The organism is Lachnoclostridium edouardi (assembly GCF_900240245.1).
Classification (GTDB): domain Bacteria; phylum Bacillota; class Clostridia; order Lachnospirales; family Lachnospiraceae; genus Lachnoclostridium_A; species Lachnoclostridium_A edouardi.
The window spans coordinates 1,699,039-1,712,483 of sequence record NZ_OESQ01000001.1 but is presented as its reverse complement, the minus strand read 5'-3'; the positions used below and the strand labels follow the sequence as shown (position 1 = coordinate 1,712,483).

Annotated in this window: 12 protein-coding genes; 10 read left to right on the top strand and 2 right to left on the bottom strand. The window is 38.5% G+C overall.

All coding sequences use genetic code 11. The annotated features are described in order from the left end of the window. The first annotated feature begins 6 nt into the window (after positions 1-6). From pdxA to C1A07_RS07980, 5 genes are all read left to right on the top strand, one after another. On the top strand, positions 7-1,017 hold the full coding sequence (gene pdxA, locus C1A07_RS08000; protein ID WP_101876651.1) for a 4-hydroxythreonine-4-phosphate dehydrogenase PdxA: 1,011 nt from the start codon (positions 7-9) through the stop codon (positions 1,015-1,017). A 17-nt stretch (positions 1,018-1,034) separates the two neighbouring features. Next, positions 1,035-3,191 (top strand): alpha-amylase family protein, encoded by a 2,157-nt coding sequence (locus C1A07_RS07995; protein ID WP_101876650.1) that lies wholly within the window; start codon positions 1,035-1,037, stop codon positions 3,189-3,191. 61 nt (positions 3,192-3,252) lie between these two features. Next, the gene (locus C1A07_RS07990; RefSeq protein ID WP_101876649.1) at positions 3,253-4,278 is read left to right on the top strand and encodes a tripartite tricarboxylate transporter substrate-binding protein; all 1,026 of its coding nucleotides are present in this window, start codon (positions 3,253-3,255) and stop codon (positions 4,276-4,278) included. Between the two features lie 40 nt (positions 4,279-4,318). Further along, positions 4,319-4,780: a tripartite tricarboxylate transporter TctB family protein gene (locus tag C1A07_RS07985; protein ID WP_101876648.1), complete on the top strand. Its 462-nt coding sequence runs from the start codon at positions 4,319-4,321 to the stop codon at positions 4,778-4,780. 13 nt (positions 4,781-4,793) lie between these two features. Then, positions 4,794-6,311 carry a tripartite tricarboxylate transporter permease gene (locus tag C1A07_RS07980; RefSeq protein ID WP_101876647.1) on the top strand — a complete coding sequence of 506 codons (1,518 nt, stop codon included), beginning with the start codon at positions 4,794-4,796 and terminating at the stop codon, positions 6,309-6,311. A gap of 90 nt (positions 6,312-6,401) precedes the next feature. Here the strand turns inward: C1A07_RS07980 and C1A07_RS07975 are convergent, their stop codons facing one another. Together C1A07_RS07975 and C1A07_RS07970 are read right to left on the bottom strand one after the other, a co-directional pair. After that, a complete protein-coding gene (locus C1A07_RS07975) occupies positions 6,402-7,241 on the bottom strand; it encodes a sugar phosphate isomerase/epimerase family protein (protein ID WP_180952207.1) in 840 nt (279 codons plus the stop codon). 10 nt (positions 7,242-7,251) lie between these two features. Next, entirely contained in the window at positions 7,252-8,163 is a 912-nt protein-coding gene (locus tag C1A07_RS07970; RefSeq protein WP_101876646.1) for a MurR/RpiR family transcriptional regulator, read from the bottom strand. Positions 8,164-8,429: 266 nt separating this feature from the next. Between C1A07_RS07970 and C1A07_RS07965 the strand changes: the two genes are divergently transcribed. From C1A07_RS07965 to C1A07_RS07945, 5 genes are all read left to right on the top strand, one after another. Then, complete coding sequence (locus C1A07_RS07965; RefSeq protein WP_101876645.1) at positions 8,430-9,203, top strand: enoyl-CoA hydratase/isomerase family protein; 774 nt, start codon at positions 8,430-8,432, stop codon at positions 9,201-9,203. A gap of 22 nt (positions 9,204-9,225) precedes the next feature. Beyond that, entirely contained in the window at positions 9,226-10,302 is a 1,077-nt protein-coding gene (locus C1A07_RS07960) for a DctP family TRAP transporter solute-binding subunit (protein WP_101876644.1), read from the top strand. Between the two features lie 28 nt (positions 10,303-10,330). Beyond that, positions 10,331-10,840, top strand: a complete 510-nt coding sequence (locus C1A07_RS07955) for a TRAP transporter small permease (protein WP_101876643.1) — start codon at positions 10,331-10,333, stop codon at positions 10,838-10,840. Then, positions 10,837-12,120, top strand: a complete 1,284-nt coding sequence (locus tag C1A07_RS07950; protein WP_101876642.1) for a TRAP transporter large permease — start codon at positions 10,837-10,839, stop codon at positions 12,118-12,120. The genes C1A07_RS07955 and C1A07_RS07950 overlap by 4 nt, the downstream gene beginning before the upstream one ends. Positions 12,121-12,279: 159 nt before the next feature. Beyond that, positions 12,280-13,353 (top strand): alcohol dehydrogenase catalytic domain-containing protein, encoded by a 1,074-nt coding sequence (locus tag C1A07_RS07945; RefSeq protein WP_101876641.1) that lies wholly within the window; start codon positions 12,280-12,282, stop codon positions 13,351-13,353. Positions 13,354-13,445: the final 92 nt, after the last annotated feature.

Below are 13,445 nucleotides of genomic sequence, written 5' to 3'. Positions count from 1 at the left end.
AGTGTTATGACAAAACCTGTTATTGTAATTCCAATGGGAGATCCGGCAGGCGTGGGGCCTGAAATTGTTATTAAATCTATGATGAATCAAAATATCATTGATAAAGCCCGCTGTGTAATAGTAGGGGATAAAGCTGTATTGGACCGGGCTATGACCTTTCCTAATATGCCAAAGGTGAAGATAAATGTAATTACTAATCCAAGGGAAGGTGATTATGGGTTAGGCGTGGTGAATGTTATAGATTTAAATTATATTGCCCCAGATCAATATGAGATGGGAAAAGTAAATGCAAAATGTGGTAAAGCTTCCTATAAGTACATAGAAAAGGCTATTAATATGGCAATGTCAGGGGAAGCAGACGCAGTCAGTACTACTCCTATTAACAAAGAATCTTTAAAAGCTGGGGAGATTCCATTTATAGGACATACAGAGATTTTTGGATTTCTTACTAATACAGAAGATCCTCTTACAATTTTTGAAGTGAGAAATATGAGAGTATTTTTCCTTACCAGGCATATGAGCCTGAGAAATGCATGTGACGCTATTACAAAAGATAAGATTATTGACTATGTAAAGAGAAGTAATATTGTGCTAAGGCAATTAGGGGTGGCGGACGGAATTATGGCTATTGCAGGATTGAATCCACATAGCGGAGAGCATGGACTATTTGGGTATGAGGAGGTAAATGAAGTATTCCCAGCAGTGGAGGAGCTGAAGAAAATAGGTTATAAGGTGGAAGGACCTATTGGGGCGGATTCAGTATTTCACCTGGCTTTACAGGGGCGTTACAACAGCGTGCTTTCTCTATACCACGACCAAGGCCATATTGCAACAAAAACATTAGATTTTTACAGAACTATTTCTATTACAGGAGGGATGCCTATTCTGCGCACATCGGTAGATCATGGAACAGCATTTGACGTAGCCGGAAAGGGAGTGGTAAGCAGTGTCAGCATGGAAGAAGCTATATTAATAGGAGCTAAATATGCTCCTGCATTTATGAAAAGCACAAAATAAGAAGGAGAGGGGAACTTATGGGAAAGTATTGGTATCAAAAACAGCTTCGCATGGTTCAGACAGTTTTAAGAGAGACAGATATTGTAAATTATAATGCTAAAGCAGTTGTTGAATATATGGAAAAATCTAATGCTAACTGTATTATTATAAACGCAGGAGGGATTGTAGATTTTTTTCATTCGGGTTTAGACGGAGCGAATTTAAATCCATTTATGACTAATGAGGATATTCTGGGGGATTTAGTGAGAGAGGCTCATGCTAAGGAGATTAAGGTTATCTGCCGTATTGATTTTAGAGGGGCGGAGAAAGATTTCTTTCGGGCGCATCCAGACTGGTTTTCTTGTGAGGAGGATGGAAGCCCTAAAATGATGAGCTCGCTGATTAAATCAGAAGTAGATATTTATCTTCCATGTTACAACAGCCGCTATATGAATGAGCAGGCTATGGAATTTACCCGCTCTGTTTTCCGCCAATATGATATTGATGGAATATGGGAAAATGCTTTAGGAATGCCGCAAGGTGTGTGCTATTGTTCCCGATGTAGGGAGAAGTATAGGAAAGATATGAATAAAGAACTGCCTACTGCACAGCAGATAAAGAATCCTTTGGTTTATGAGGAATATAGAAAGTGGAAATATCAGTGCGCTCTCCAGCATATTGACAGAATTAAAAATACAGTAAAAGAGTTTGGAAATGATAAAGCGTACGCTGCAGAAATTTTCGGATTCCTTCGCACAGCTGAGAGAGAGGCCATTAATGTACTTGATCTGGATATGGCCAGAGACAGTTTTGATTATTTAGTTACACCGGCTATGGTTTCTCAAGAAGCAGTGCCAGCCTCATACGCTTCAGGGCTTGTTTATCCAGGCTCCATAGTGAAACATATGAAAATGATCAGTAAAAATAAGCAGTCAGTGCTGTTATTTGGAAATAATGGAGGCACACTTAGATATGTAAAAGATCCTGTTGTTGAAAATAAAATCTGGTTGTGGGAGGCAGTTTCAGCAGGCGGAGGTTTTTGGAATTGCCTGTTTAACGGCCAGCATCCAGCAGCAACCCATGATAATAGAGCGGCATATATTTCTAAACCAATGTATGATTTTCTCCATGAAAATGAAAATATTTTGGAATATAACCTGCCCATAGCAGAAGCCGCTATATATGTTTCTAAGCCTACCAGAGATATTTTTGGAAACTCCCTGAATTTTTCAAAGGATCAGTTCTGTTTTAATATGAAGGGCATAGAGAAAATCCTGGTAGAAAAGCATATTCAATTTGTCCATATACCAGGCCATATCAATATAAGCTTGGAAGAATTAAAGCCCTATAGGGTAATCATTTTACCAAATGTAAAATGTATGTCTGCGAATGAAATAGAAATATTTAAAGAATATGTAAAAGAGGGCGGGAGAATCATTGCCAGCTTTGAAACTAGTTTGTACGATGAAAATGGAAATAAAAGAAATGATTTTGGCCTTAGTGAGGTATTAGGAGTCACCAGTACAGGAACAGTGGAAGATACAACAGTGGACTGTTATCAGCTGATTAAAGATACAGAAAGCGCTTTATTAAAAGGAATCAAAGATACACAGCTTTTAGCAAACGCTGAACATACTTTATTAGTAAATGCTCTTCCTGGAGCCAAGGCTGTTACAACATATATTCCTGTTATACGGAATCAGCCGCCGGAGAAAGCGTGGATTCGGAGAATGGATACAGTTTATCCAGTATCTTTAACCAATACATTTGGAAAAGGAACAGTCGTTTACTTTGCATTTCCTATTGGACGGGCACTGTATAATTATGCCCATGATGATTTTGTCCAATTATTTGAAAATGCATTAGACATGACTTTGGAAGAAGATTTTATGATTAAAACAAATGCGCCGGCAAGTGTACATATTCAGGTTATTAGTACAGGGGAAGAACAAAATGGTGTGATGATGAGTCTTGTAAATCATACAGGAACCATGTACAGACCAGTACACCAGTTAGTATCGGTTCATCAAATTGAGGTGGATATAAAAGTGCGCCATTCCCCAAAAGAGCTGCGCATTCTAAAGGCAGAGTCGCCGGTGGTGTTTAAAGAAACAAGAAATGACAATGGGACAGTAACTATAAAATTTGTCTTAGACCGATTGGACGAGTTTGCAGCTGTCTGGATGAAAATGTAGATAAAAGCCTGGTACATAATAAAAACTATATATAGAAGGGACATATAAGGAGGAAAAGACTATGAAAAAAACCATGAAAAAGTTAACGACCTTATTGGCGGCAGCAGCTTTAACATTTACTTTAGCAGGCTGTAGTAATTCTTCGGCAGAAGGGGCAGACTCTGGCGGGGAAGCGGAGTCTGTAGAGTGGCCGGCAACTAAAAATATAGAAATTATATGTCCGGCAAATGCAGGTTCTGGTACGGATGGTGTATGCCGCGCCTTAGCTTCTCACTGGGGGAAAATGTTTCCAGACCATAACTTTACAGTTATAAACGATGCATCCGGCGGATATACTGTGGCTTATGAAAAAGGAAGAAACAGTGATACAGATGGAAGCACAATATTAGTAGGAACACCGTCTATGCTGATTACATATTACTTTGGCGTATATGATCATCTGGTAACAGATCCAGAAGAGTTCCAGATTATAAACTGTATAAAACTAGAGTCTGATATGGCGGCTGTTTGTGTAAAAGCAGATTCTCCATATGAAACTCTGGATGATCTTGTGGAGGCGGCAAAAGAAAATCCTAACTCTATTTCTGTAGGTACAGGTTCAGGCAATATTGTATATGCAGGGACTGTAAATATAGAGAATGCTCTGGGATGTACCTTTAGAAAAGTAGACGGAGCTGACAATAACGAGCGAATTACAAATTTGCTGGGCGGTTTTAATGACTGGGCATATTTAACTCCTCAGGTAGCGGATCAGTATGTGCAGACAGGGGATATACGTATTCTGGCGTATGCAGATAACCAGCGCTCTGTAAATTATCCGGATATTCCCTGCTTTGAAGAATTAGGATATCCACTAAGTTACCAAGTTCCAACAGGATATATTTTGTGTGCAAATCCAGGCCTTAGTGAAGAAATGGCTGAAGCGATCTCCTCTACACTACCAGGACTAAAAGATGACAGTATGTGGAAAACATTATTAAATACTACCTTTAAGGGCGGTTCCTGGGAATATGAAGAGCGGGAGGAAGGAATTCAAACTGTAAAGGATATGCAGATATTCTGTGACGATCTTGGATTAGGCGTATAGCCTTTCTCAACGCTTTCAAATCAGGAGAGAGGAGAAATATATGAAAAGAGATAAAGTAAACGGGGTTATAGGCGTTGTGCTGGGAAGTCTCCTTATTGTAGGATCATTAAGTCTGCCTCCGTCCAGTGTGCCAGATGATATAGGTCCGGCAGTATTTCCAATTATTGCTGCTGTTATGATTATAATTCCCGGCCTATTTATTGCACTAAAGAAAAATCCAGGTCAGGAAACCCCATTTTTAAATAAACAGGAATGGAAAAGGTTCTGGGTTTTAGTTCTGGTGTTTACAGTGTATGCACTGCTGTTATATGCAGTTGGATTTTTGATTGCCACTCCAATAATTACCTTTATTATCAGCAGAATGTTTTCTATGGGAAAAAAAGTTCCAATATGGCACACAGTTATATATGCTGTAATTCTTACACTTTTAGTGTACCTTTGTTTTTATAAAGGGTTGGGGCTGAAAATGCCGCAGGGCGAGTTCTTTAATATGGAATTTTAAGGAGGGGTAAGGTATGTGGACATATTTAGGTGAAGCATTTATGACTTTATGCAGCTTTGAAGTATTAATGTTGTGTATTGTAGGCGGCATTATTGGTATTGTCCTGGGCGTAGTTCCCGGTCTTTCCGGGGGAATCGGAATGATGCTGGTACTCCCGATGACATATGCTATGGACCCAGTTACAGCTGTGGCTTTGCTGTGCAGCATCTATGTAGGCGGTGTATCCGGCGGGTTCATTGGCTCTATTTTAGTAGGAATTCCAGGAACTAATGGCTCTGTAGCAACTGTTTTTGACGGCTATGAATTTACAAAAAGAGGAGATCCGGTTACAGCATTAAGCGTAGGCACAGTGGCGAATTTTATTGGTACTCTTCCCAGCGTTATAATTGCAATGTTCTGCGCTTCTTGGGTTGCTTCATTTGCAGTGAATATGGGACCGTGGGAATTATTTAGTCTTAGTATGTGCGCTATGGTTATGGTATCTTCCCTGTCAGAGGGGAATATGATGAAAGGCCTGATGGGAGTAGGCCTGGGCCTGGCATTTACTACTATAGGACGTGCTCCTGTAAGCGGTACTGTCCGCTTTACTTTTGGCAGCTATCATCTGTCAGCAGGGCTTCCTCTGGTATGTGTTTGTATGGGAGTTTTTGCAGGCCGCACTATATTGTTAGAATATGCCAAAGCGGAACGTATGGGAGACAGCGGTCCACAAATTAAGGTGGGCGGTTTTAAACTTCCTAAGGGAGAGTATATTAGAGAAAAGGTAAATATTATCCGTTCCTTTATTATCGGTTTATTTATTGGTTTTCTGCCAGGCCTGGGCAGCGGACTTTCCAATGTGGTGGCTTACACAATGGCAAAAAATGGAGATAAGCATCCGGAGAAATTCGGCACTGGCTGTACAGCCGGTGTATGGGCGCCTGAGGTAGCCAATAATGCTTCTGTGGGAGGAGCTATTATTCCTATGATAGCACTTGGCATTCCCGGGGATGCTCAAACAGCTCTCTTGCTTAGTGGTTTTGTGATTCAGGGAGTGGAGGCGGGACCTTTGCTCATAAGAAATAATCCTTCTATTGTATATATGATTTATGCCTCTTTAATTTTCTGCGCAGTAGCTATTTTGTTAATTGAAGTTTTGGGTATGAGAGCTTTTCCAATGCTTTTAAAAGCTCCTTACCACCTGCTTTACCCAGCGATTTTAGTGTTGTGTTTTGTAGGAGCATATGTAAGTGTAGGTAATACATTTGCAATTTTCCTGGCTGTTATTTGTACATTATTTGGGGTCTGGATGGCCTATGCTAATATTCCTACTACACCATTTTTGCTGGCATTTATCCTTGGAAATAATGTAGAAAAGTATCTGAGAAATGGCGTTAGTTATTCGCCGGAGTATGGTTTGTTTTCCTTTTTTGTAAGGCCGGTGTCCTGCGCGTTACTGCTGCTGGCAATTTTCCTCCTGTTCTGGCCTATGTTGCGCAGTGCATGGCGCAGAAAACATCCGCCGGAGATTCAGGTGATGGAAGAGGATTAGAATATTGCCAGATATCTAATAAAAATAATAATATCCTGCTTATAGAAAACGTTTTTAATTTGTATTCTGTTTCCTGTAAACAGGATATTTTTATGGGATGGTTAAAGATTTTAAGTATGTAATTCCTTCTTTTGCCCATAGGTCTTCCTGAATAAGAGTATCTTCCAATGTAGGAAGGCTTTCCATCCATGATTCTAAAATAATAGAAAATGAATTTGAAAAATTCTGGCTGATGCGGCGAAGGATAGAAGGAATATTTAAGTTCCCTTTTCCGGCAGGAGCGCCGGTAATAACAAACCCCATTTCACCTAAGCGTCGGTGAATTACATAGTCTTTGGCATGAAAACCCACAATAAAAGGAGCTAGATGGTCCAACACCAAATCTACAGATTCTTCCTTAGAAAGAGAGTTGGCAGTATCAAGAATAATTCCCACATGTGGATGACGAACAGATGTCATTATTTGGGCAAACTGGTGACTGTAAAAACGGTCATGGTTTTCAATACCTAAAGTGATTTTATTTGTCTCTAAATAAGGAAGAGCAGATTTCAGAATTGCAGCGACTGTTTCAGGTGAAGGCTGAAAACCAGGCTTATCAATAACAAAACGTATAAGGTGAGAATCAAGAGCTTTGGTTATTTCAAGGCCCTTAAAAAGATGATCAGGGTCAAGACCGCGGAATCCTGTTTCTAAAGTAATGTGGTTTTTATAAGCGTAGTCCTTTAGCTGTTTCAACTCAGGAAGAGAAAGAGCTTCCAACGGAAGATTATCTGCAATTTGTACAATGGGAACTTGAAGAGCAACAGCTTTATCAATAATATCCCAGGGAGTAAAAGGATTAAGCGGAATGATTCTTTTATTTGTACCACAGGAAAATGGATAAGTGTAGGAACTAATTCCAAGATTATAATTATGAATTTGATAAGTCATTTTGAACCTCCTATTGGGGATTTCTGGATTTTTTAATAGCAAGCTTTGAGCGCTGTAAAGATTGATTTTTCTCTTTAGAAGAAATATGGACGTAGGCAGTTTGAAGCTGACCGATAATAGCCAGTTCGCAAATGCGGGCAGCATGTATGTAACGAAGGTCGTCGTTTATTTTTGTGCTGTAACACAAGGGGATATCGGCTAGTTTGCTTAAAGGACTTTGAGTTCCGGAGGTAATAGCAATAGTAGTTGCTCGTTTCTGTCTTGCTAAGGTAATAAGCTCTGTGACAGTAGCTGAGTTTCCGCTGAAGTTTATGCCGATTGCCACATCAAAAGGTTTTAAATGTTCCAGGCTCATCATGCCAAGCTGACGGTCAATAAAATAATTGCATGGAATGCCTATTTGAAGAAAAAGCTGATATACATAATTTGCAGTAGCTCCTGAACTTCCGCTGCTGTAAATATATACATGCTCTGCTCTTGTTAAAGCCTTTGCTGCTATTAGAATATATTGATCTTTAATATTCAGGAGAGTATCGGTCAGCACAGTAGTATAAAGATTTAAATATTTTTTCTTAGTAATTCGTATGTTATCGTCATCATTAAATTCAACTGTCTCGTTAGGAAAGAGTAATTCCTTTTCTGCACAAAATTTCATATCAGCAAATCCCTTATAATTTAAAAGCTGACAAAAACGAGACATAGAGCTGGGACTCGTTCCTATTTTTTGACATAAAGTGCTAATAGAACACCTGCTTATTTCATCTGGATGCTCATTTAAGTAATTGGCAATTTTTCTTTGAGATTTACTTAAATAAGAGTATTTTTGATTCACCTTGCAAAGATAGTCTACATAAATATTTTCATGGTCATTTTCAAGATTAGATTCAGATTTTGAAAGAGAAAAATGGTTTTTAATATCCAATATAAATACACTCCTTTTTGGCTATTTGGAATAAAATGGTAAATATACAGAAAAATATAAAAATAGATGAAAGAATTATATAAAATTAAAGATTCATAGTAAACAAGTTTTGAACAGAATAACCGTATTATGAAAGGGTTTTCAGAAAATGAAAGGCAAGCATGGAAAAGCCTTTCATATAGCCCTTTTTTTGTTTACACAGATAATAAAAGCAGGTAATTTAAAAGTGTAGTGGGAACAGTAAAAGCAGGAAAGGAGAGGGGACAATGTATCAGTGTATTGTTTATACAAAAGAAAAAACGGCAGCTATTATTCGGCTTAACATGCCGGATATAGGGAATCGAATTGGGCTGCAGGCTGTAACAGAAATACAGGAAGCTATAAAGACAGCCAATGAGGATGACCAGGTGGGAGCCATTATATTGACAGGAACAGGAGAATATTTTTGCGCCGGAGGTAAAATTGACGGTTTTCCTGACGGATTTGTTATGGACCAAAGGGATTATTGCGACGGAACTGTAGAATTTCAGAAAGCTTTGTATCAGTCGGGAAAACCTATTATTGCAGCTGTAAATGGAAAGGCTTTTGCAGGAGGATTGACGGTAGTGGAGGGATGTGATTTAGCTGTAGCTTCAGAGGAGGCTGAATTTGGCCTATCAGAATTAAGCCACGGAAATTTTCCAATGATTGCTTTAGCTGTAAATGGAAAATGGATTCCTAAAAAACGACTGTTTGAAATGATTTATCTTTCTAAACCTATTGACGCAAAAACAGCAGAACAGTGGAATATGATAAATAAAGTTGTGTCTAAGGAAAGGGTTATGGAAGAGGCATTAAAATTGGCTGAAATTATAGGAACAAAAAGTAAAGTGGCGATTAAAGTAGGACGACAGACTTACTATGACATGGTAGATATGCCTTTGTCATTAGCGATGGTTCATGCGAAAGCTGCATTATTAGGTTTGTTGGCAATGGAAGATGTGACAGAGTCTGAACATGCGAAAAAAGAAAACAGAGAGCCTCGGTGGATAGGGAAATAGTTGTTATTTGGGAGGAATTTATATGAGAAATACAAATATAAAAAAAGAATATATGAAAGCTGTAAGTAGAAAGAAATTGGCTAAGGGATTTTTAATGTTATTTGTGGTTACAGCCCTTTATGGGTGTAAGGGTACAGGAGAACAAAATGGAGAGGTAGCTAATGATAAAAACAGCATTGAAACTATCGAACTGAAATTGGACATGCCTGTGCCGGAAAGCAGTACTTGGAATGTGGCGGCTCAAACCTTTGCAGATCAAGTTAATGAAAAGACACAAGGACGGTATCAGATTAAAATTCATCCAAATTCAGAACTTGCCGGTGGTAACCAGTCCACAGCATTAGAAATGTTCCAGTCAGGTGATATTGATATTACTGTTCATGGAGTGCTGACTTGGGCCGGGGCGGATACAAGGCTTTCCATGCCGGCGATGCCCTTTTTATTTCAAGGATGGGATGATGTGAATAAGGCGCTGGATGGGACTGGAGGAGAACAGTTGAAAGTTTTAGTGGAAGAAAACGGGGCTTATGCTTTAGGATTTGGGATTTCTGGCTTTCGACAGCTGTTTAATAATGTACGTGAAGTGAAGACGGTAGAGGATCTAAGAGGAGTAAAAATGAGAGTACCAGGTAATTCCATGTATGTAGACTGTTTTATGGATTTTGGCGCAGATCCGGTTACAATGAATGCATCTGAGCTTTATAGCGCTCTTCAGACTGGTTCAGTAGATGGACAGGAAAATCCGGCTGATATGACAATTACTCAAAAATTTGCAGAAGTTGTGGATTATATGACAGTATGGAATTATTCTTGCGAGCCTATTATTCTTTCTGTAAGCGCAAAATGCTGGGATTCTCTTTCAGAAGAAGATCGGGTAGTTTTTGAAGAGGCAGCAAAAGCGGCATGTGCAGCTCAAAGAAAAGCAGCAGAAGAAAAAGATCCGGAATTTATGCAGCAGCTTATAGATGATTATGATATTCAGATTTATTATCCGGATGACAAGGAAATTACTACATTTAAGGAGGCGGTGCAACCATTATACGAAGAGTATAGGGAAATTATGGGGGATGAATTATATCAGGCATTTGGAGTTCAATAAATAAGAATTATTTAGGAGAGGGCATTATATGGAAAAAATATTTAAATATATAGATTATATTGAAAAAGCAGGAATTGTTGCAGGGCTGACAGTAATGGTTGTAATGAATTTTTTAAATGTAATATGTCGTTTTTTTCTTCCCCAAACTCCGTTTTCTTATACAGAAGAATTGACAAATCTGATTTTTATATGGATTACTATGTTAGGGATTTCTCTGGGATACAGAACATATTCTCACACAGGACTTTCCATGATTACAGATCAGCTTCCTAAAAACATACAAATTGTTTTTGCCATTTTTGCAGCTTTTTGCAGTATCGCGCTGATGGTTATAGTAATACAGTCGGGAATGGGGACAGTAATGAATCAACTGAAATTTAATACCAAATTTCCAGGACTGAAAATTTCCAGAGTATATGGCAGTATTGCTATGCCGGTAGGAGCAGTGCTAATCTCTTTCAGTTCTATTTACGCAGCGGTACTTACTGTAAGATCAGCTAAAAAAAATAAAGAGACAGGAGATGAGAAAATTATATGATTGCAGTAATATTATTCAGCAGCTTTTTCTTCCTTCTTTTATGCAATGTTCCTGTAGCGGCATCTATGGGATTGGCAACTATTTTAGGAGCTGTGGCAGGAGGATATTCTCTTTCCTCCATTGCTAATTTGATGTATGCCTCCATATCTAAAAATGTACTGTTGGCAATTCCGTATTTTATTTTGACAGGAGTTCTTATGGAATATGCAGGAATCAGCAGAAGGCTGATCAAATTAGCAGAGGTATGCGTAGGTCATATAAAAGGCGGACTGGCTTATGTAGTGATTATTGTGGCATGTTTTTTTGCAGCTATTTCAGGTTCAGGACCAGCTACAGTAGCGGCTTTGGGAGGAATTTTGATACCGGCCATGGAAAAAAACGGATATGATAAAAATATGTCTGCAGCTTTAGTTGCAGCCTCAGGTGGCATTGGAGTTATTATACCTCCAAGTATTGCATTTGTAATTTTTGCAATGTATGCAGAATTAAGCGTGGGAAAACTTTTTATCTGCGGAATTGTTCCAGGGCTATTTTTAGGCGGAATGTATGCGATAGCAGCTGCATGGTCCATAAGAAAAGATAAGAATATTGTAAAAAGTAAAAAAGCAGGGAATAAAGAAAAATTACATGCGTTAAGGGAAGCCTTTTGGGGTCTGCTTACTCCCTTTATTATTTTAGGAGGCATTTATACAGGAGTATTTACAGCTACAGAGGCAGCAGGAGTAGCAGTAGTGTATTCTCTGTTTGTAGGAATTTTTATTTATAAGGAAATAAAAATAAAAGATTTAATTCATATTTTTGTAGACTCAGCAAAAACGTCAGCAGTGGTTATGTATATTTTATCAACCGCAGGCATTCTTTCATGGCTGCTTACAACTTCAGGAGTGGCTTCTGATATGTCAGTTGCTCTTATGTCCTTGTCATCTAATAAATACATGATACTACTGCTGCTTAATATTTTATTTGTTATTGCAGGTTGTTTTGTAGAGGCAAACTCAGCATTCTGTTTATTTCTTCCAATACTGCTTCCTATTATAGATTCAATAGGATATAGCAGATATGTCTTTGCTATTTTTATGGTAACAAGTTTTGCTGTGGGAATGGTAACGCCTCCGGTGGGAGCCAATTTATATGTAGCTTGCAATATTGCTAAACTGTCTATGACAGATATATGTAAAAAAGTACTTCCATTTATAGTAATGGGTATGATAGCAGTGTTGATATTAACGTATGTTCCTGGCATTTCTCTGTTTTTGCCAAACTTGCTTGGAATGAAATAAGATAAAGAGATATTAATTAAAAAATAGCTGAGCGCTATGCGCGAAACTATTTGCTACCCAAAGTTCGCGTTAGCGAAATTTGGGGTTCCCATCCGTTTTTATGGAACGAGGAACGAGTGAAATAAAAAATAAGAGTTAATATATGAAAAGAGGACAAAAATGGAAATAAAAAAAATGATGAAGGCGATTGTAAAAACTAAAAGAGAGTCAGGAGCAGAATATAAAGATGTTCCGGTTCCAGAACCAAATCCAGATGAGGTTTTAATAAAGGTTCATGCTGCAGCTATATGTGGAACTGATATACATATATATCAGTGGAATAAATGGGCTCAGGAGAATTTTGAGCGTTCCTTCAGCCCAGTACCGCGGATTATGGGGCATGAATTCAGCGGAGAAGTTGTAAAAAAGGGTGTTTTGGCAGAGAGCATTGAAATTGGGCAGAGAGTGGCCTGTGAAACGCATATTCCATGTGGGCATTGTTATCAGTGCAGAACAGGAGATACATATAATTGTCAGAATATAAGAAGATTTCGGGATGGAATTTATGGGGAGTATGCAGTTGTCCCTGCTAAGAATCTGGTGCTTTTACCAGATACTATGACATATGATCAGGCAGCAGTAATGGAGCCTTTCAGTGTGGCAACACATGGAGCCAGCATGGTAAGTATGGTAGGCGATACTGTAATGGTAATGGGATGTGGTCCTATTGGATTGTTCATAATTAAAATTGCCAGGGCAATGGGAGCATCCTATATTTATGCTTCTGATATTAGTGATTACAGAAGAAAGCTGGCTTTGGACAGTGGAGCAAACCAGGTATTTAATCCGATAGAATGCGATGTAGTAGAATGTGTGAAAAAATTAACAGCTAGTCTGGGATGCGGAACTGTTTTTGATACATCGGGAAATGTAGATGCTATAAAACAGGGATTTAAGATTTTAAGGAAATGTGGAAATATGGTAATGATCGGGCTTCCGTCTAAGACGCTTTCTTTTGAGGATGCAGGAAACGATATTGTGTGGAAGGCGGCTAAAATTTATGGAATTCATGGAAGAGAAATATTAAAAAGCTGGGAGATTTCTAAAGGGCTGATTGGTTCTGGAGCAGTAAATATTGACCATCTTTTAACTCACAGATTTCCATTTAGTCAATATGAAACTGCTTTTGAACTGGCTGAAAAGGGTATGACAGGGAAGGTTATACTTTATCCTGACAATATTGAAAAGGATTAAGCAAATTATTGACAAACCTGTTACTTGGATATATAATCCTTTTTTTAAAGAATACATAAAAATAAAATTACAGGACAAAGGAGTTCTTCTCT

What these genes read in the sequence shown, in the direction of transcription:
- C1A07_RS07945 (WP_101876641.1), top strand. Translation starts at nt 12,280, where the DNA reads ATGGAAATAAAAAAAATGATGAAGGCGATTGTAAAAACTAAAAGAGAG.
- C1A07_RS07980 (WP_101876647.1), top strand. Translation starts at nt 4,794, where the DNA reads ATGTGGACATATTTAGGTGAAGCATTTATGACTTTATGCAGCTTTGAA.
- C1A07_RS07965 (WP_101876645.1), top strand. Translation starts at nt 8,430, where the DNA reads ATGTATCAGTGTATTGTTTATACAAAAGAAAAAACGGCAGCTATTATT.
- C1A07_RS07955 (WP_101876643.1), top strand. Translation starts at nt 10,331, where the DNA reads ATGGAAAAAATATTTAAATATATAGATTATATTGAAAAAGCAGGAATT.
- C1A07_RS07975 (WP_180952207.1), bottom strand. Translation starts at nt 7,241, where the DNA reads ATGACTTATCAAATTCATAATTATAATCTTGGAATTAGTTCCTACACT.
- C1A07_RS07990 (WP_101876649.1), top strand. Translation starts at nt 3,253, where the DNA reads ATGAAAAAAACCATGAAAAAGTTAACGACCTTATTGGCGGCAGCAGCT.
- C1A07_RS07960 (WP_101876644.1), top strand. Translation starts at nt 9,226, where the DNA reads ATGAGAAATACAAATATAAAAAAAGAATATATGAAAGCTGTAAGTAGA.
- C1A07_RS07950 (WP_101876642.1), top strand. Translation starts at nt 10,837, where the DNA reads ATGATTGCAGTAATATTATTCAGCAGCTTTTTCTTCCTTCTTTTATGC.
- C1A07_RS07995 (WP_101876650.1), top strand. Translation starts at nt 1,035, where the DNA reads ATGGGAAAGTATTGGTATCAAAAACAGCTTCGCATGGTTCAGACAGTT.
- C1A07_RS07985 (WP_101876648.1), top strand. Translation starts at nt 4,319, where the DNA reads ATGAAAAGAGATAAAGTAAACGGGGTTATAGGCGTTGTGCTGGGAAGT.
- pdxA (WP_101876651.1), top strand. Translation starts at nt 7, where the DNA reads ATGACAAAACCTGTTATTGTAATTCCAATGGGAGATCCGGCAGGCGTG.